The following is a 17,148-nucleotide window of genomic DNA, read 5'->3' on the forward strand; positions in this document are numbered from 1 at the left end:
GGCTGAGCGGCTATCCGGCTATCCTGAGGAGCAATTGCCGACGCTCCAGAGGACTTGGGGTGTGCGCGGCGTAATCAAAAGCAAGAAATTTCAAGAGGAGAAGTTCCACCATGGCTGTGCCGAAGCGGAGAATGTCGCGGTCGAACACCCGTAGTCGGCGGTCGCAGTGGAAGACCGAGGCTACCGGCCTGGTCAACGTGAACGTTGCAGGTCAGCTGCACAAGGTCCCGCGTCGCCTGCTCAAGGCCGCACGCCTGGGCCTGGTCGACCTCGACCGCCGCTGACCCACTCGTCACCCCCTCTGACGGCGCGCCTCTCAGGCCCGTCTCAGACACTGGGTTGAAACTGTGGCTGTGCGCATACTCGTGGTTGACGACGATCGCGCTGTGCGCGAATCCCTGCGCCGGTCCCTCGCGTTCAACGGATACTCGGTCGACTTGGCGCAAGACGGTCTCGAAGCTCTTGACCTGATCGCCACCGATCGGCCCGACGCGTTGGTACTCGACGTCATGATGCCCCGGCTCGACGGCCTGGAAGTGTGCCGTCGGCTCCGAAGCACCGGCGACGACCTGCCAATCTTGGTTCTCACGGCCCGGGATTCGGTGTCGGAGCGGGTCGCCGGCCTCGACGCCGGAGCCGACGACTACCTGCCGAAGCCGTTCGCCCTCGAAGAACTGTTGGCGCGGATGCGGGCGCTGCTCCGGAGACGCGTCCTCCCCGACGACGGCGGCTCCGAGGCCATGACGTTCTCCGATCTGAGCCTCGATCCGGTGACGCGGGAAGTGACCCGCGGCGAGCGCCAGATCAGCCTCACCCGAACCGAGTTCTCCCTACTCGAGATGTTGATCGCCAATCCACGCCGGGTGCTGACCCGCAGCCGGATCCTGGAAGAGGTGTGGGGATTCGACTTCCCGACCTCGGGCAACGCCCTCGAGGTCTACGTCGGCTATCTGCGCCGCAAGACCGAGGCCGACGGGGAGCCGCGGCTCATCCACACCGTGCGCGGCGTCGGATACGTCCTGCGGGAGACCCCGCCGTGACGACGCCCTGATGGGTTCGGTCAGATCGCCGTTCTGGTGGCGGTCCCGCGAACGACGCGCGGCCGACGTGCAGACGTACGGCACCCATCGCGCCAGCTCGGTGTCTCTGCGATGGCGGGTGATGCTGCTCGCCATGTCCATGGTGGCAATGGTCGTGGTGCTGATGGCCCTCGCCGTCTACGCGGTGGTGTCTCGCGCGCTGTACGACGACATGGACAACCAGCTGCAGATCCGCGCGCGGCTGCTCATCGAGAGCGGTCTGCTGGCCGTCGACCCTGGCAAGGCGATCGAGGGCACGGCCTACTCCGACGTCAACGCCATGTTCGTGATGCCGGGCCGCAGCATCTACACGGCCAACCAGGAGGGCGAGACGCTGCCGCTCGGCGACCCCGAGAAGGGCGTCATCCAGGGCAATCTGCGAATGTCGTTGCGCACCGTCAACTTTCAGCGCGTGCTGGCCGTTCACCTGCCCAGCGGTGATTCCCTGCTGATATCGAAGAGTCTTGGCCCAACGGCGGGGGTGATCAAACGCCTTGGCACCATCCTGCTGATCGTGGGAGGTCTCGGCATGGCGGTCGCCGCGATCGCCGGTGGCACCGTGGCCCGAACCGGCTTGCGCCCCGTGGCGCGTCTGACCGACGCCGCCGAGCGCGTCGCGAGAACCGACGACCTACGACCCATCCCGGTCTACGGCAGCGACGAGCTCGCCCGGCTCACCGAGGCGTTCAACATGATGCTGCGGGCGCTCACCGAGTCTCGGGAACGCCAGGCCCGCCTCGTCACCGATGCGGGACACGAGCTGCGGACGCCCCTGACGTCGTTGCGCACCAACGTCGAACTGCTGATGGCGTCGATGGCGCCCGGCGCGCCGAGCATCCCCGAGGAGGAGATGGCCGGTTTGCGCACCGACGTGATCGCCCAGATCGAGGAGCTGTCCACGCTGGTCGGTGACCTCGTCGACCTCAGCAGGGACGACGCCGGCGTGACGATTCACGAGCCCGTCGACCTGTCTGAGGTCGTCGACCGCAGTCTTGAACGAGTTCGGCGGCGCCGCAACGACATCGAGTTCGACGTCGACACCGTTCCATGGCAGGTGTACGGCGACGAGGCCACCCTGTCCAGGGCTGTGCTCAACCTTCTCGACAATGCCGCGAAATGGAGCCCGCCCGGTGGCCGGGTCGGCGTGCGGATGGTCCAGGTCGACGCGAACTACGCCGAACTGGTGGTGTCCGACCAGGGCCCGGGCATCCCGCCGAGCGAGCGCGAGCTGGTGTTCGAGCGGTTCTACCGGTCGACGTCGGCGCGGTCGATGTCCGGCTCCGGCCTCGGTCTGGCGATCGTCAAACAGGTCGTCGTCAAACACGGTGGGACCCTTCGCATCGACTACGCGACGCCACTGGCCGACCCGCCGGGAACCTCGATCTACGTACTCCTGCCGGGCCGGCCCCTGATGGGCGACGGCGTCCCAGCGGGTGCGACACGCGAGGGCGGAGCGATGGACGGGACGACCGGCAACCCCGAGAATGGGTGAACGGGGATTGGCTCTGCCGGGGAGTTCTGGGCAAGTCCAGAAAGTTCTCTAAGTGGATTCTCAGCCCAGGGGGGCACTGTCGGGGGACGGCTTTCGTTATCACGACAGATCGCTGACGCACACGACTCGAAAGAAGAGCCAACAGCCGCAATGACTAACGATCCGAGGTACTCGCCGCCACCGCCGCCCGGGCATCGTCCCGGCGCGCACGAGGCCGCGGCGCCGGGGTACCCCGGCCAGCACCGCACCGGTGGCTACCCGCAGCAGCAGCCCTTCGACTGGCGCTACGCGACCCAGCCTCCGCAGGCGACGCATTCCCACCGTGGCCCGCATGACCCGTACCGGGTCGATCCCACGCGGATGATGCCGATCCCGCCCGCCGCGCCCGAGAGGCGTTCCCGAGCAGGCCGGTTGACCGTTGGTGCGTTGGCGATCGCCGTCGTGTCGGCAGGCATCGGCGGCGGTGTCGCCACGCTGGTGCAACCGGGCACGCCGTCGTGGAGCTCGACGTCGTCGGGAGCGACGCAGGGTGAGCCGGCGGCAAGCCTTCCGGCCGGGTCCGTCGAGCAGGTCGCCGCCAAGGTGGTTCCCAGCGTGGTGAAGCTCGAGACCGACATGGGCAGGCAGTCCGAGGAGGGGTCGGGCATCATCCTGTCGACCGACGGCCTCATCCTGACCAACAACCACGTGGTGGCAGCCGCCAACGGCGGCCCCGGTGGACCTGCGGGCGGCGTGCAGACCAAGGTGACCTTCGCCAACGGCGTGACGACGACGTTCAAGGTCGTCGGGACCGATCCGAGCAGCGACATCGCGGTGGTTCAGGCTGTCGGCGCTACGGGCCTGGCTCCGATCACCCTCGGGTCGTCGGGGAACCTTCGGGTCGGCCAAGACGTCGTCGCCATCGGTTCGCCACTGGGGCTCGAGGGCACGGTCACCACCGGCATCGTCAGCGCGCTGAACCGGCCGGTGGCCGCCGGCGGCGACGCGCAGAACCAGAACACGGTCCTGGACGCCATCCAGACCGACGCGGCGATCAACCCCGGTAACTCCGGTGGTGCGTTGGTGAACATGAACGGCGAGCTGGTCGGCGTCAACTCCGCGATCGCCACCCTCGGCGGCGACTCGGGCCAGTCGCAGAGCGGCTCGATCGGCCTGGGCTTCGCGATTCCTGTCGACCAGGCCAAGCGCATCGCCGACGAGTTGATCCAGAACGGCACCGCCTCCCATGCCTCGCTCGGGGTCCAGGTCGGCAACGACGCGGGCGTCGACGGAGCCAAGATCGTCGACGTCACCGCCGGTGGTGCGGCCTCGGCCGCGGGCATGCCGAGTGGTGTGGTGGTCACCAAGGTCGACGACCGGGTGATCGGCAGTGCCGACGCATTGGTGGCGGCAGTGCGGTCGAGAGCCCCCGGTGAGAAGGTCACGTTGACCTATATAGACACGTCGGGGAAGCCTCAGACCGTCGACGTCACTCTTGGAAAGGCACAGCAGTGACGGTCGCGCCGGGTCGCCCGGAGCTCAGGATCGCTTCGCCGACGTCGGTGGCGGGATATACGGTTGCCATCATGGAACAGCCTGGTGAGTTGGTGGGTCGTGCGCTCGTCGTCGTCGTCGACGATCGGACTGCGCACGGAGATGAAGAGGACCACAGCGGTCCGGTGGTCACCGAGCTGCTGGGGGAGGCCGGATTCGTCGTCGACGGTGTAGTCGTCGTGTCCGCCGACGAGATCGAGATTCGCAACGCGCTCAACACTGCCGTCATCGGTGGCGTCGACCTCGTCGTGTCGGTCGGAGGCACGGGTGTGACGCCTCGCGACGTGACGCCCGAGGCCACCACGACGATCCTCGACCGCGAATTGCTTGGCATCTCCGAGGCCCTGCGGGCGTCCGGTCTGTCGGCAGGACTCGTCGACGCGGGTGTTTCCCGCGGGCTGGCTGGAATTTCGGGCAGCACTCTGGTCGTGAACATCGCCGGTTCTCGCGGCGCGGTTCGCGACGGCATGGCGACGCTCGGACCGCTGGCGATCCAGATCATCGGCCAGCTGTCCAGCTTGGAGATTTAGGCCGCCTTGCCGTCCTTGGCATTCACCGACCCCCGCGAGCAGCGCTCTGCGGGGTGTTCGGTGTGTGAGGAGTTACCACTGGGGCGCGGCGGGATTGTGTTGCCGCACGGTGAACTACTTCCCGGGACGGTATGTGATCTTCGTCACATTGGGATGCCATTGTGACGGGTGATTCGCCGCACAAGCCGCTTTCAGTTAACGACATTTTCGGTGAATCTCTGCCCGAGACCACCAAGGACGAGTGGGACGACACCCCCTCCAGCCGCGACGCGGAACGCGACGCCTGGTTGCGTGACAACGTCCCGCCGCACCACGGCTGAGCTGTCGTTTTCTGCCCAGCGCGGGACCTGACGGCAGTCAAAATCAATCTCCTGATCAGCTCCGATGTGCCAACGATCGGCAGCTCGGCGGCGCCCGTGATCGGTCCCTGGGCACCCCGTGCACCCGGCTCTGCCCATTGGGCAAACATCCTCCGGCGCCCACCCCTTTGGCTCAGGTTGACGCGTACGCGTTGCCGGGTGGGGGCCTCACCGTTATGTTTCTCGCTGTCAACGATGAGCATTACGTAAGAGAAGCATGTGGGATTTCTAATTCCACTCACATCAAGCTCTTGCGGGGTGTCAGGCTTAGCCGTAGAGCCGGGCACTCACAGGAAACGGCGGACCGCAGGGTTCGTCACGACAAGCTAGGGAGAACATGAAGGCAATCAGTCGGGTGCTGGTCGCTCTGGTAGCAGCGTTCGCGGCGCTCCTCACCAGCACGGGCACCTCTCACGCAGGGTTGGACAACGAGCTGAGCCTGGTCGACGGCCAGGATCGCACCCTTACGGTTCAGCAGTGGGACACCTTCCTCAACGGTGTCTTCCCGCTCGACCGCAACCGCCTCACCCGCGAGTGGTTCCACTCGGGTCGGGCCAAGTTCATCGTCGCCGGCCCCGGCGCCGATGAGTTCGAGGGCACGCTGGAGCTGGGCTACCAGATCGGCTTCCCCTGGTCGCTGGGCGTTGGCATCAACTTCAGCTACACCACGCCGAACATCCTGCTCGACGATGCGACGCCGGCGAACCCGATCCAGGTCATCACCCCGAACCTGTTCCCGGGCGTCTCCATCAGCGCTGACCTGGGCAACGGCCCCGGCATCCAGGAAGTCGCGACCTTCTCGGTCGACGTCAAGGGTGCATCCGGTGGCGTCGCCGTCTCGAACGCTCACGGAACGGTCACCGGCGCTGCCGGCGGCGTGCTCCTGCGTCCGTTCGCACGGCTCATCGCGTCGACGGGTGACAGCGTCACCACGTACGGCGAACCGTGGAACATGAACTAACTCCCTAGTTCAACGAGAACAGCCCCCGGCCATCGGCCGGGGGCTGTTTTCGTGTGTGTGCGCTACCTGTCGCCGCTGGTGTTCTTCGCGGTGTCGGGGCTGGGGCCGGTGCCGGGGCCGGTGACGGTCTCGGCGCTGACGCCGTCCTTGAGAAGGTTGCGGATCTCGGTCAACAGGCTCAACTCGGTGTCCTGGGCCTGCTCGACCTCACCCTTCTTGCGGAGCCGGTTGTACGGCACCACCACCAAGAAGTAGACGACCGCGGCGACCAAGATGAAGTTGATGGCCGCCGAGATGATCAGGTTGAGATCGATGACCTGCCCGCCGCCGATCGACACCTTCAGGACGCCGACGTCGGTGCCGCTCGCTCCGATGCGGCTGGTGAGCGGCGTGATGATCGCGTCGGTGAACGTCTTGACGAGCGCTGCGAACGCGGTACCGATGACGACCGCGACCGACAGGTCGACGATGTTGCCGCGGGAGAGAAACTCCTTGAATCCCTTCAACACGTGGAACGTCCTTCCTATGAATGGTCAGGCACGTACGCCACAACCCGTGGGGCAACGCTAACCCCATCCTGAGGACGCTCAGTGGAAGGTGAGGGTGATGGCTTGGGTCAGGGACGCCCCGGCCACCTCGTTCGCCTTGAGGACCGGTAACGCGACCAGCACCACGCCGTCGCGGCTCCTGTCCTTGGACGTCGACGAGACCAGCACCACGATCGCGTTCGTGGCAACCACGCGCGAGCGCTGTTCACCAGAGCCGTCGACGGCCTCTGAAACGGCTAGTACGTCGACCACGTCGCCAGTGCGCACCAGATCCAGCAGCGCTGCATCGGTCGGGTGGACGGGGACGATGCGGGCGTCCGGTCCCGCGGTGGCGTCGGCGAGGCGCGAGCCAAGCACCCGCACGTCGGTGAGCACCTCTCCGCGGCGGGCCGGACCGGCAAGCGTGGCGCCGACCAGGTCGGTGCCGTTCGTCGTGGCGCCGTCGGGAATCGTGGCCACCAAACGTGATTCGACGCGAACGTCGGAGGCCACCAGCTCGACGCCCGGTGCCAAGTCGCGGGTCGCGACGACGACGTCGGTCTTTCCCTCGGTGGGATCTGGGCGCAGCGCGGCGGCGGCGGCCAACAGAACGAGGGCTCCCGCGGTCACGCGGCGAGCCATGACGGTGCGCGTCCAGTCCGGTCGCACACCCGCGACGAGGCGCGACGTCAGCGACGCGTTGAGTGATTCCCCCATATGGCCACGCTAGGCAGCCGAACCACGTTGTGGCAGGGGGTGGGGATCGCCCTGTGGATAACTGCTAGCTGGAGGAGGCCGGCGCGGACGCGGGCTTGCTCGACGAGGGGGTCGAGCTGGACTTGTCCGAGCTCGACGGGCTCGACGACTTCTCGGTCGACGTCGACGACTTCTCCGCAGGCTTGTCGGCCGACTTCTCCGAAGAGCTTGAGGAGTCGCTGCCGCCGCTGGAGCCGTTGATCGTGCTCTTCGAGGTTTCGCGGCTGTCGTTGCGGTAGAAGCCGCTGCCCTTGAACACGACGCCCACCGAGCCGAAGAGCTTGCGCAACCGGCCCGAGCACTTCGGGCACTCGGTCAGCGCGTCATCTGTGAATGCCTGCACCGCGTCGAAACGGTTGTCGCACTCGGTACAAGCGTACGAATAGGTCGGCACCAAAACCTCCGGAAAAAGACGAAATCTGTTAGCACTCTAGCTGCTCAAGTGCTAGAACCGCTACGCGGGCCACGCCATTCCCGCCGCACTGGCGACGACGTAAGTCGCCGCCGGTCAGCGGAGTTCGACGAGGCCGCCACCCGGGGTGAGCGCATGCGTCATGGGCACGTCGTGCGGTTCGGCCGGGAGACGGTCGAGCACCTCGTCGTCGCGAACCATCGCCATCAACCGCGCCGAGGGATTCGCCATCGCCAGGCTCCGGTCGTAGTAGCCGGCGCCCCTCCCGAGCCGGCTGCCCACCCGGTCGACCGCCAGCGCGGGGACGACGACCGTCGACGCCATGCCGATCGCCTCGGCGGGAAGGTAGGGCGCTGGTGGCTCACGGAGTCCAAAGCGGGCGGAAACCAGCTCCCCGCGGTACTCGCCCCAGGTCAGCGCCAGCGGATGGCCCGCGTCGTCCTCACGGGCCACGGGCAGCAGAACACGCACCCCGGAGTCGACCAGCGAGTCGAGGATGTCCGTCGAACCGGGCTCGGAACCGACGGGCACGTACGCGCAGACGGTGTCGCCCGGTTGCAGCAGCGCCGCCAAGCGTCGACGCAGTTCCTCGGCCTCCGCACGCCTTACGTCGTCGGGGACCGCGCGGCGAGCCGACAGGATGGCGGTCCGCATCTCGGCCTTCGTTGGTGGCACCGGCTCACGATGCCACGTCGGACTGGCGGGCTCACCCGGTTGCGGACGACCGATGACGTTATGGTGTGAACGATGACGACACGGGCTTTGGTGCCGATCCCACGCACCGCGATCGTTCCGGCTGCCGGTTTGGGCACACGCTTTCTACCTGCGACGAAGACGGTGCCGAAGGAGTTGCTGCCCGTCGTCGACACGCCGGGCATCGAACTGGTCGCCGCAGAGGCGGCCGAGGCGGGCGCCGAGCGGCTCATCATCGTCACCTCCGAGGGCAAGGACAGCGTCGTCGCGCACTTCGTCGAGGACCTGATTCTCGAGGGCACCCTCGAAGCGCGCGGCAAGACGGTGATGCTGGAGAAGGTGCGCCGGGCGCCGGGTCTGATCAAGGTCGAGTCGGTGGTGCAAGCCGAGCCGCTGGGCCTCGGTCACGCCGTGAGCTGCGTCGAGTCGAGTCTGGACGACGACGAGGACGCCGTGGCGGTACTGCTGCCCGACGACCTGGTGTTGCCGACCGGTGTCTTGGAGACCATGTCGAAGGTGCGCGCCAAGCGCGGGGGATCGGTGCTGTGCGCCATCGAGGTGCCTGCCGACGAGATCAGCGCCTACGGGGTGTTCGACGTCGAGGTAGTTCCCGACGCAGTGAACCCAAATGTGTTGCGCGTCAAGGGCATGGTGGAGAAGCCGAAGGCGGAGGACGCTCCCTCGCTGTACGCCGCGGCCGGCCGGTACGTGTTGGACCGCGCCATCTTCGACGCGCTGCGGCGCGTGAAGAAGGGCGTGGGCGGCGAGATCCAGCTGACCGACGCGATCGCCCTGCTGATCGAGGAGGGCCACCCGGTGCACGTGGTGGTGCACCGCGGTTCTCGACACGACCTGGGAAATCCCGGCGGGTACCTCAAGGCTGCGGTTGACTTTGCATTGGAGCGTGACGACTACGGACCGGAGCTACGGCGCTGGTTGGTCGAGCGATTGGGCCTGAGCGCCAACTGACTTGCGCATGGGCTCCATGACTGGAGAAAGGCGCACGAGTGCGTTCGGTGGAGGAGCAGCAGGCCAAGGTGGCTGCCGCCGCGGTGGCGCCGAGACCCGTACGGGTGGCCATCGCGGAGGCACAGGGATTGATGTGTGCCGAGGAGGTCGTGACCGAACGCCCGCTTCCGGGGTTCGATCAGGCCGCGATCGACGGTTATGCGGTACGTAGCGTCGACGTCCTCGGCGTCGAGGCCGGTGACGACGAGGACGGCGACCGTGAGGTCAGCCTTCCGGTGATGGGTCTCATCGAGGCGGGTGCGAAGACGCCGAGCCGGCTGCAGCCGCGCCAAGCCGCGCGGGTGCAGACCGGTGCGCCGATGCCGACGCTTGCCGACGCGGTGCTCCCGTTGCGCTGGACCGACGGCGGTGACGCGCGCGTGCGGGTGCTCCGCGGGGTCCGTTCGGGCGCCTACGTGCGCCGTACCGGTGACGACGTGCAGCCGGGTGACGTCGCCGTCCGGTCGGGCACGATCATCGGCGCCGCGCAGGTGGGGTTGCTCGCCGCGGTGGGCCGCGAGCGCGTGCTGGTGCATCCTCGTCCGCGACTGTCGGTGATGAGCGTCGGCGGTGAGCTGGTCGACGTGTCGCGCAGTCCGGGAAACGGGCAGGTCTACGACGTCAACTCCTATGCGTTGGCCGCGGCGGGTCGCGACGCGGGTGCCGAGGTCAATCGTGTCGGCATCGTGGACACCGAGTCGAAGACCTTGCGCGACGTCGTCGAGGGCCAGATCAACCGCGCCGAGGTCTTGGTGATCGCCGGGGCGGTGGGTGGCACCGCGGCCGAGAGCGTGCGGGCGGTGCTCTCGGAGCTCGGCGACATGGAGGTGTCGCGCATCGCGATGCACCCCGGGTCGGTGCAGGGCTTCGGGCAGCTGGGGCGCGACGGCGTGCCGGTCTTCCTGTTGCCTGCCAATCCGGTGAGCGCGTTGGTGGTCTTCGAGGTGATGGTGCGGCCGCTGATCCGCATGTCGTTGGGCAAACGGCAGCCGCTTCGGCGCGTCGTGCAGGCGAGGACGTTGTCACCGATCACGTCGGTGGCGGGCCGTAAGGGCTACCTTCGTGGCCAGTTGATGCGCGATCAGGACACGGGCGAATACCTCGTCCAGGCGCTTGGTGGGGCGCCCGGTGCGTCGTCGCACTTGCTGGCGACGCTCGCGGAGGCGAACTGTCTCGTCGTGGTCCCCAGTGAGGCCGAGGAGGTCCGTACCGGCGAGATCGTGGACGTGGCCTTCCTGGCTCAACGCGGCTGAGAAATACGATCATGAACCTGTGGCGGTCGTCGTCGATGCACCCGGGCTGGCCGCAGCCCGTCGGGCCGTTGCGGGTGCCGGCGGGTCTGGTGCGGCTGCGTCCGATCCGGCTGCGCGACGGTGCGGTGTGGAGCCGCATCCGGCTGGCCGATCAGGCGCACCTCGAGCCATGGGAACCGGTCGCCGAGGTGGATTGGGAAGCGCGGCACTCGATTTCGTCGTGGCCGTCGATCTGTTCCGGGTTGCGTGCGGAGGCCAGGAAGGGTCGGATGCTGCCGTATGCGATCGAGTTGGACGGGGAGTTGTGCGGCCAGTTGACGATTGGGAACGTGACGCACGGCGCGCTGCGTTCGGCGTGGATCGGCTACTGGGTGGCCAAGGCGCGCAACGGCGGCGGGGTGGCGACGGCGGCGTTGGCGCTGGGTCTGGACCATGGCTTTGGTCCCGTCGGTCTGCACCGGGTCGAGGCGACGGTGCGGCCGGAGAATGCACGGAGCCGGGCCGTGTTGGCCAAGGCCAACTTCCGCGAGGAGGGCTTGCTCAAGCGGTATCTGGAGGTCGACGGCGGGTGGCGTGACCACCTGCTGGTGGCGATCACGATCGAGGAGTTGAACGGCTCGGCAACGTCTGCGTTGGTCCGTGCCGGGCGTGCCAATTGGGCCTAATCTGTTGCAGTTGTGGCTAATGGGGCGAATGTGCTTGTCAGAGGTGAATTACAGGTGTGTAATTAGCCCCGGCGCGTCGTCCCCGGATGCGCTGGTCACGGACCTACCTTCACGGGGAAAGGAGCCGGCGTCATGCCAAGCATCCCTCAGTCTCTTCTTTGGATAAGTCTCGTCGTGCTCTGGCTGTTCGTGCTGGTTCCGATGTTGATCAGCAAGCGAGACATCGTGCGTCGCACCAGCGACGTCGCGCTGTCTACGCGCGTGCTGAACTCCGGCCACGGCGCGCGACTGCTGCGCCGCCGCAAGCCTGCCGCCGGCCACCACAGCGACCCGGACTGGCGTCCGACGCACGACGACCTCGACGAGTACGACGACGAGGACCGCGAGGAGGAGGACGCGCCCCGCACGGCGGTCGTGGTGATGGCCGCCGCGACTGTGGAGGCCGAGTCCGAGTACCTCGACGTCGACGTCGTCGAAGAGGACTCCGGCGCACTGCCGCTCGGCGCGTCCGCGCAACGGGCCTTCGACCAGGAGCCGGAATTGCCGCTGGACTTCGGCGACAACACCGCGGTGTTCTCGGTCGACGACCTGCAGGAGGTCGACGGTGTCGCGGAAGCCGTCGAGGCGCACGAACCGGACGTAGACGAAATCGTCGCCGATGACACGACCGACGACATGACCGACGAATTCGAAGCGGTGTCCGAGGACGACCCGGACCACGACTACGAATACGTCGACGACTCCTCGGGCGTCGAGGCCGCTGCGGACTCCCCACCCCACGCCGCTGGATCGAAGTCGCAGGAACGTCGCCGGAGCTACGAGTCGAAGACCGCCGCCGCCGTCAGCGCGCGCAAGTACCGGTTCCGCAAGCGCGTGCTGATGGTCATGTCGGCACTGCTGCTGCTCACCGCGGTGGCCGCCTACGCGGTGTCGCCGACGTTCTGGTGGTTGTGCGGCACGGTCGGCGGCGTCACGATCCTCTACCTCGGCTACCTGCGGCGCCAGACGCGCATCGAAGAGCGCGTGCGGCGGCGTCGGGCGCAGCGGATGATGCGGTCGCACCTCGGTGTGGAGAACACCAAGGACCAGGAATTTGACGTCGTGCCTGCGCGGCTGCGGCGGCCCGGGTCGGTGGTTCTCGAGATCGACGACGAGGATCCGATCTTCGAACACCTCGACTACGCGACCTTCGCGCGGGAGTACGACCTGCCGCGAGCCTCGGGTCAGTAGCTCGATTTCTAGCCGGGGGACCGGCACTGGTAGCCTGCTACCGATACAAGGGGCTATAGCGCAGTTGGTAGCGCGTCTCGTTCGCATCGAGAAGGTCAGGGGTTCGATTCCCCTTAGCTCCACAGAGTTCTAGCAGGTCAGGTATATATTTTGACCCGGATCTGGTCTCGCGTCAACGGCCAGGTCAACAAGTCGGGTCTACGATGTCTCTCATGGCATCGTTGCGAGTCCGCAACCGCAGGGACGGAACCGAGTACTACGCCGTCCTGTATCGCCTCCACGGCAAGCAGACCTCCACATCTTTCAACGATTTCGCCTCGGCTTCGTCGTTCTGCGAGATGGTCACCAAGTTCGGTCCGGAGAACGGTCTCTCGACACTGCAGGTTGACACGACCCTCGCAACGCTGACCGTCGAGCAATGGCTGAATCATCACATTGAGCACCTCACCGGCGTTGACCCGAACACCGTCGAGAAATACCGCGCCTATGTCCGCAACGACATTGCCGAGGCGCTGGGAGCGATACCGCTGGCCGCGTTGACCAGAGAGCACGTTGCCCAGTGGATCAAGGCGATGGCCAAGCCGGACCCCAAGGGCTGGCGACCCAGCGCCAAGACGATCACCAACAAGCACGGGTTCCTCGCAGGTGCTCTGAATGCTGCGGTGGCGGCCAATCACATCCCGGCCAACCCATGCACGGGCATGGGCATGCCGAAGGATGACGATCCTCGCGAGACGACCTTCCTTACTCGCGAGCAGTTCGAACTTCTCCACTCGAAGGTCACCCCGTTCTGGCAGCCGATGGTCGAGTTCCTCGTCGCCTCTGGTGCCCGATGGGGTGAAATCGCCGCACTGCGTCCCCACAACGTGAACCGCGAAGACGGCACCGTGTGGATCGCTCAATCCTGGAAACAGGGGACCGGCGGCTACCGACTAGGTTCGACGAAGACCAAGAAGGGAGTGCGCACGATCAACGTGCCGAAGTCGGTGCTGGACAAGCTCGACTACTCCAACGAGTTCTTGTTCGTGAATCGCACAGGCGGGCCGGTCCGGGCGCAAGGCTTCTACGCACGTGTGTGGGTGCCCGCGTTGAAGCGTGCTTGGCCGTCAGTTGACGAGAACGGGGAACCGGTGAAAGGCCAGACGAAGGTGCTCCGGCCCCGCATCCACGATCTCAGGCACACCTGCGCCTCCTGGATGATCCAGGCTGGCGTACCACTGCCTGTGATCCAGCAGCATCTCGGCCATGAGTCGATTCAGACGACGGTGGCCGTCTACGGGCACTTGGACCGGCGCTCGATGCAGGCTGCCGCGGACGCAATTGGGCGAGTTTTGGAGATGTCTTGAGCCGCAGATGTTAGCGATCTACCCAGGTAGATGGCATGTAAGCGTTAAGGGCCCTTGTCTGTAACCTATTGCAGCACAGTAGCTTACGATGCTTCTCAGCTTGAGGATCATGCCCAAGCTGCTAAAGTAGTGGGTAGCGCTACTGATTGCCGATTCGTGCAGCGGGGCATCAGTGGATCGCCCAAGGGCGATGGTCAACAGGTCAGTTCTGACCTGGAGTGACAGACACCGGCACCAACTTGTCCTTTGCCGAGTTGTGTCGCCCGGAGGCCCTCCGTGTCAGGTCATCTTTCCACCACCACCACCACCACCACCGCTGCCAGCGAGCGTGGCCGATACGCCGCACTGCTTCGCAGTCGCGCCCCCGATGACGCCGAGCTGCTCGAGGCCCGTCGCCGGATGCGTGAAGAGGCGCTGATCGCTGCTGTCAATCGCGCGCTCAACAAATCATCGGCCACCGTCACCGCCGAACTGCGTACCCGCATCGACTCGTTGGTGGCTGATCGACAGGTGGTCGCGTGAGCATTCACACCTACGGCATCGCACAGGCTGCGGTGCTGATGAATTGCTCCCCGCGCTGGCTGGTTGAGCAGCTGCGCGCCAACAGATTCCGAGGCCGCAAGGTCGGACGACAGTGGCTCATGACGGAGCAAGACATCGCGGATGCCCTTGACCTGTGCGCGAACGATGGTCCTCGGGGCGTCACTCAAGCCGTCACTGGCCGGACTCGCGTTCCGGTGGCCAGCCTGACCCCCACCAGCCGCAAGAGATTGGTGGGTCTGTGATGGCCGAGGGCTACACAGCATCTCGGGTCAGCGCAGGAACGCTTCCAGCCGAGAACGAAAGCACTGCGGCGACGATCATCTGCTCGACGTGTTTCGCGTCGAAGACTCCGGCCGAGATGGCACTAGATCGTTCAACGAAGTCTGGACTTCGGTCGCAATGCCGCGACTGTCGCAGAGGGTACGACCAGAGGCGCTACCAGAGGTCCAGCTCGAGCATCCTTGCCGTGCAACACCGCTATCACCGGGAGCATCCCGAGGTTGCTTGGGCGAAGAGCCATCGCCGTCGGGCTGCGCGGTATGGGCTTCAGTTGATCACGGAACTTGTCACCCGGCAGCAACTCGTCGAACGATGGGGTGACGTCTGTTTCTACTGTGGAGGGGAGTTCGAGGTCGTCGACCACCGCATCCCCGTCGCCGCCGGAGGACACCACATCGTCCACAACGTGGTGCCCTCTTGTAGTGCCTGCAACCAGCGGAAGCGGTGGAGTTCTGACGAGCAGGTCATCCGCAACTACCGCAATCTGATTGGTGGTGACGTTCGTCCGGTGATCTTGACCGGCGCACACCCTGACAGAAGAGCAGGCCAAGTCCGGAACCTACATGTCGAGGAGGCTGCGACCGGCTAGGCAACTCCGTCCCCTACGCGAAGAGGCCCGTCACAGGAATGACGAGCCCGCTCCGCTTCCCCGTCACGGGAAGGTAAAAGTCCCAGCGAAGGACCGCGTCAATGATAACGCCCCACGTCGACCCGCGGAGCGGAGAGCAGCACGAGCCGGAGACTGAACCCCCGTTTGCCCGGCTGTTCGACAGTCAGCTCTTCGATGACCATGCTCCACTGTTGTGGGGCTGGAGTGAGAGCGATCTGACCCTGGTGCTTGACCGGCTCGCACACCTGCTGCCTGCCAACCTTCCTGGGCGCATGCAAATGGCCGTCGCAGCCTCAGCCCTGTCCATCGCCGTGGAGAAGCGGCGCACGGGAGGGGGAGTGCACTACGCCCGCGCCAAGGATGCCTACGGGGTACCAGCTCGGTACCGCTGCGATCCGAGCCGCTCTTGGCATTACACCACCCGGTCGGTCGACATTCTCATCGAGCTGGGCCTGATCGACCAGGAGCTGGGCCTTTGGTGTCCGGGTGCCGAGGGGTCTGAGACCGTCGCCTGGGCAGCAGGCGACCTCATGACTGTCCTGGGCTCGCTGGTCGACATGCAAGACCAGGTGACGCACAGCAGGCCGGAGGTCATCGTGCTTCGGGACCGTGAAGACAAGAAGAGGGTCGACTACACCGAGACGGTGGAAACCATCGCCATGCGCCGGGAAGTGGAGTACATCAACGACGCCCTCGCGCGGCTCCAGCTCGGCGACGGGCAAGGCAAGGTCCACATTCCGCCGCTGAGGCGAGTATTCAACGGGTCGTTCGAACGAGGGGGGCGACATTACTGCCACGGAGACTCGTTCCAGAACATGCCAAGCGAGCGACGTCGTCAGCTGCAGATCGCCATCGACGGGGTCGTCCACCCCGTGGTTGAGGTTGACTACTCCAACCTGCACGTCGAGATGGCGTACCGGCGACTGCGTAGGCGGATCCGCCCAGGGGACCAGTACGCCATCCCGGGATTCAGCAGGTCGTTGGTCAAGGTGGCTGTGAACACCGTGCTGAACGCCACCAGTCGGCTTACGGGGGTCCGGGCCATCGCTGACGAGCTTCACAAGAACCGGGACCTCCGGGAGCTGAGCGGAGTCGGTACAGGGACGAGGTCCCAGTGCCACAAGCTCGCGGAGAGGGTGGTGGCCGCGCTTGAGCGGAAGCACCGCCGGATCAAAGCTCTCTTCGGGTCTGACAGCGGAGCAGAGTTCCAGCGGAAGGACTCAGACATGGCGGTCCAGATCATGAAGGAGATGATCCGACGCACGGGACGCTGCCCCCTGCCAGTGCACGACTCCTTCCTGGTGGCCGACTCTGACGAACAGGAGCTGGTCAGGGTGATGAGGGAGGTAGCCCTGAGCTACAGGCTCCGTCCCACCCTGAAAGTCCTCCGTCGAGGGGAACCCGCAGCACTGCTTCCCTATATGGAGGTAACAACCTCTGACCTGCACCAATGGGAACGGCACTCAGGCAGGGAAATGCTCTCCCGTGGTGCGCGATACGCCAACCTGACCACTTGCAGTCGCACTGTGCTTCCTGCCTGTCGCGCTGGATCTCCGTACGGGCGCGATCCACCGCTGTTCATCCCCCAGCACGTCGCCGACAACCGTGGGACAGCCCAGGTCCGCGCGGACCAAGGCCCCCGGAGGCTCACATGTAGAACTCTTCCAACGGGCGTGCACCAAACTGGAAAACCTGCTGCTACCGGGGAGCGCCGTGGCTCGAGCGCATCTGTGCGCCGTGAGGCACGGTAACGGGAGGAACGCGCAGGAAGAGTCACCTTGCACAACTTGGGAGGGGTGTCTTCATCAGTGGACCCCCTCCGTAAGAGGTCGGAGCCTCGGCGAACAACACATGAAACAGCGGCGAACCTAC

At 66.0% G+C, this 17,148-nt stretch carries 20 protein-coding genes and 1 tRNA gene; 17 read left to right on the forward strand and 4 right to left on the reverse strand.

From position 1 onward, the window contains the following. The first annotated feature begins 110 nt into the window (after nt 1–110). The 7 genes from rpmF to ASD37_RS26025 all read left to right on the forward strand — a co-directional run bounded on the left by rpmF (nt 111) and on the right by ASD37_RS26025 (nt 5,954). The gene (rpmF, locus tag ASD37_RS26000) at nt 111–284 is read left to right on the forward strand and encodes a 50S ribosomal protein L32 (RefSeq protein WP_056558563.1); all 174 of its coding nucleotides are present in this window, start codon (nt 111–113) and stop codon (nt 282–284) included. A 69-nt stretch (nt 285–353) separates the two neighbouring features. After that, nucleotides 354–1,040 carry a response regulator transcription factor gene (locus ASD37_RS26005; RefSeq protein ID WP_056558567.1) on the forward strand — a complete coding sequence of 229 codons (687 nt, stop codon included), beginning with the start codon at nt 354–356 and terminating at the stop codon, nt 1,038–1,040. 121 nt (nt 1,041–1,161) lie between these two features. After that, nucleotides 1,162–2,571, forward strand: a complete 1,410-nt coding sequence (locus ASD37_RS26010) for an ATP-binding protein (RefSeq protein WP_235568587.1) — start codon at nt 1,162–1,164, stop codon at nt 2,569–2,571. A 150-nt stretch (nt 2,572–2,721) separates the two neighbouring features. Beyond that, nucleotides 2,722–4,065: a S1C family serine protease gene (locus ASD37_RS26015; RefSeq protein WP_056558569.1), complete on the forward strand. Its 1,344-nt coding sequence runs from the start codon at nt 2,722–2,724 to the stop codon at nt 4,063–4,065. Nucleotides 4,066–4,136: 71 nt separating this feature from the next. Further along, nucleotides 4,137–4,634, forward strand: coding sequence for a molybdenum cofactor biosynthesis protein B (locus ASD37_RS26020; protein ID WP_056559925.1), 498 nt, complete (start codon nt 4,137–4,139; stop codon nt 4,632–4,634). 161 nt (nt 4,635–4,795) lie between these two features. Beyond that, nucleotides 4,796–4,954: a hypothetical protein gene (locus ASD37_RS32050; protein WP_200960003.1), complete on the forward strand. Its 159-nt coding sequence runs from the start codon at nt 4,796–4,798 to the stop codon at nt 4,952–4,954. Between the two features lie 376 nt (nt 4,955–5,330). After that, nucleotides 5,331–5,954 (forward strand): MspA family porin, encoded by a 624-nt coding sequence (locus ASD37_RS26025; RefSeq protein ID WP_056558571.1) that lies wholly within the window; start codon nt 5,331–5,333, stop codon nt 5,952–5,954. Between the two features lie 62 nt (nt 5,955–6,016). On the opposite strand, the gene mscL is transcribed toward ASD37_RS26025, so the two are convergent. The 4 genes from mscL to ASD37_RS26045 all read right to left on the reverse strand — a co-directional run bounded on the left by mscL (nt 6,017) and on the right by ASD37_RS26045 (nt 8,303). Then, a complete protein-coding gene (mscL, locus tag ASD37_RS26030) occupies nt 6,017–6,463 on the reverse strand; it encodes a large-conductance mechanosensitive channel protein MscL (protein WP_056558574.1) in 447 nt (148 codons plus the stop codon). A 78-nt stretch (nt 6,464–6,541) separates the two neighbouring features. Further along, a complete protein-coding gene (locus ASD37_RS26035; protein WP_056558577.1) occupies nt 6,542–7,198 on the reverse strand; it encodes an SAF domain-containing protein in 657 nt (218 codons plus the stop codon). Nucleotides 7,199–7,262: 64 nt separating this feature from the next. After that, nucleotides 7,263–7,631 carry an FmdB family zinc ribbon protein gene (locus tag ASD37_RS31180; protein WP_082570431.1) on the reverse strand — a complete coding sequence of 123 codons (369 nt, stop codon included), beginning with the start codon at nt 7,629–7,631 and terminating at the stop codon, nt 7,263–7,265. 114 nt (nt 7,632–7,745) lie between these two features. Further along, a complete protein-coding gene (locus tag ASD37_RS26045) occupies nt 7,746–8,303 on the reverse strand; it encodes a 5-formyltetrahydrofolate cyclo-ligase (RefSeq protein WP_056558583.1) in 558 nt (185 codons plus the stop codon). Between the two features lie 93 nt (nt 8,304–8,396). Here ASD37_RS26045 and ASD37_RS26050 point away from each other — a divergent pair, with 93 nt between their 5' ends. The 10 genes from ASD37_RS26050 (at nt 8,397) to ASD37_RS26095 (ending at nt 17,027) form a co-directional block, all read left to right on the forward strand. After that, nucleotides 8,397–9,311 carry a UTP--glucose-1-phosphate uridylyltransferase gene (locus tag ASD37_RS26050; RefSeq protein ID WP_056558585.1) on the forward strand — a complete coding sequence of 305 codons (915 nt, stop codon included), beginning with the start codon at nt 8,397–8,399 and terminating at the stop codon, nt 9,309–9,311. A 38-nt stretch (nt 9,312–9,349) separates the two neighbouring features. Continuing rightward, nucleotides 9,350–10,603, forward strand: a complete 1,254-nt coding sequence (gene glp / locus ASD37_RS26055; RefSeq protein ID WP_056558588.1) for a gephyrin-like molybdotransferase Glp — start codon at nt 9,350–9,352, stop codon at nt 10,601–10,603. Between the two features lie 11 nt (nt 10,604–10,614). Then, nucleotides 10,615–11,268 (forward strand): GNAT family N-acetyltransferase, encoded by a 654-nt coding sequence (locus ASD37_RS26060; RefSeq protein ID WP_056558591.1) that lies wholly within the window; start codon nt 10,615–10,617, stop codon nt 11,266–11,268. 132 nt (nt 11,269–11,400) lie between these two features. Then, the gene (glpR, locus tag ASD37_RS26065) at nt 11,401–12,498 is read left to right on the forward strand and encodes a gephyrin-like molybdotransferase receptor GlpR (RefSeq protein WP_056558594.1); all 1,098 of its coding nucleotides are present in this window, start codon (nt 11,401–11,403) and stop codon (nt 12,496–12,498) included. Nucleotides 12,499–12,547: 49 nt separating this feature from the next. Continuing rightward, nucleotides 12,548–12,620, forward strand: a tRNA-Ala gene (locus tag ASD37_RS26070). Between the two features lie 90 nt (nt 12,621–12,710). Next, nucleotides 12,711–13,844 (forward strand): site-specific integrase, encoded by a 1,134-nt coding sequence (locus tag ASD37_RS26075; RefSeq protein WP_056558597.1) that lies wholly within the window; start codon nt 12,711–12,713, stop codon nt 13,842–13,844. Nucleotides 13,845–14,120: 276 nt separating this feature from the next. Further along, on the forward strand, nt 14,121–14,366 hold the full coding sequence (locus tag ASD37_RS26080; protein WP_056558600.1) for a hypothetical protein: 246 nt from the start codon (nt 14,121–14,123) through the stop codon (nt 14,364–14,366). Then, on the forward strand, nt 14,363–14,629 hold the full coding sequence (locus ASD37_RS26085; RefSeq protein ID WP_056558602.1) for a helix-turn-helix domain-containing protein: 267 nt from the start codon (nt 14,363–14,365) through the stop codon (nt 14,627–14,629). Before ASD37_RS26080 ends, ASD37_RS26085 begins: the two co-directional genes overlap by 4 nt. Before the next feature lie 116 nt (nt 14,630–14,745). Continuing rightward, entirely contained in the window at nt 14,746–15,255 is a 510-nt protein-coding gene (locus tag ASD37_RS32785; protein ID WP_370073096.1) for an HNH endonuclease, read from the forward strand. A 101-nt stretch (nt 15,256–15,356) separates the two neighbouring features. Beyond that, nucleotides 15,357–17,027, forward strand: coding sequence for a hypothetical protein (locus ASD37_RS26095; RefSeq protein ID WP_056558608.1), 1,671 nt, complete (start codon nt 15,357–15,359; stop codon nt 17,025–17,027). The last annotated feature ends 121 nt before the right edge of the window (nt 17,028–17,148 follow it).

It is taken from the genome of Mycobacterium sp. Root135 (genome assembly GCF_001426545.1).
GTDB lineage: Bacteria > Actinomycetota > Actinomycetes > Mycobacteriales > Mycobacteriaceae > Mycobacterium.

What these genes read in the sequence shown, in the direction of transcription:
- ASD37_RS26050 (WP_056558585.1), top strand. Translation starts at nt 8,397, where the DNA reads ATGACGACACGGGCTTTGGTGCCGATCCCACGCACCGCGATCGTTCCG.
- ASD37_RS26035 (WP_056558577.1), bottom strand. Translation starts at nt 7,198, where the DNA reads ATGGGGGAATCACTCAACGCGTCGCTGACGTCGCGCCTCGTCGCGGGT.
- glpR (WP_056558594.1), top strand. Translation starts at nt 11,401, where the DNA reads ATGCCAAGCATCCCTCAGTCTCTTCTTTGGATAAGTCTCGTCGTGCTC.
- ASD37_RS26095 (WP_056558608.1), top strand. Translation starts at nt 15,357, where the DNA reads ATGATAACGCCCCACGTCGACCCGCGGAGCGGAGAGCAGCACGAGCCG.
- ASD37_RS26060 (WP_056558591.1), top strand. Translation starts at nt 10,615, where the DNA reads ATGAACCTGTGGCGGTCGTCGTCGATGCACCCGGGCTGGCCGCAGCCC.
- ASD37_RS32785 (WP_370073096.1), top strand. Translation starts at nt 14,746, where the DNA reads ATGGCACTAGATCGTTCAACGAAGTCTGGACTTCGGTCGCAATGCCGC.
- ASD37_RS26020 (WP_056559925.1), top strand. Translation starts at nt 4,137, where the DNA reads ATGGAACAGCCTGGTGAGTTGGTGGGTCGTGCGCTCGTCGTCGTCGTC.
- ASD37_RS26075 (WP_056558597.1), top strand. Translation starts at nt 12,711, where the DNA reads ATGGCATCGTTGCGAGTCCGCAACCGCAGGGACGGAACCGAGTACTAC.
- rpmF (WP_056558563.1), top strand. Translation starts at nt 111, where the DNA reads ATGGCTGTGCCGAAGCGGAGAATGTCGCGGTCGAACACCCGTAGTCGG.
- ASD37_RS26045 (WP_056558583.1), bottom strand. Translation starts at nt 8,303, where the DNA reads ATGCGGACCGCCATCCTGTCGGCTCGCCGCGCGGTCCCCGACGACGTA.
- ASD37_RS26025 (WP_056558571.1), top strand. Translation starts at nt 5,331, where the DNA reads ATGAAGGCAATCAGTCGGGTGCTGGTCGCTCTGGTAGCAGCGTTCGCG.
- ASD37_RS26010 (WP_235568587.1), top strand. Translation starts at nt 1,162, where the DNA reads ATGCTGCTCGCCATGTCCATGGTGGCAATGGTCGTGGTGCTGATGGCC.
- ASD37_RS26015 (WP_056558569.1), top strand. Translation starts at nt 2,722, where the DNA reads ATGACTAACGATCCGAGGTACTCGCCGCCACCGCCGCCCGGGCATCGT.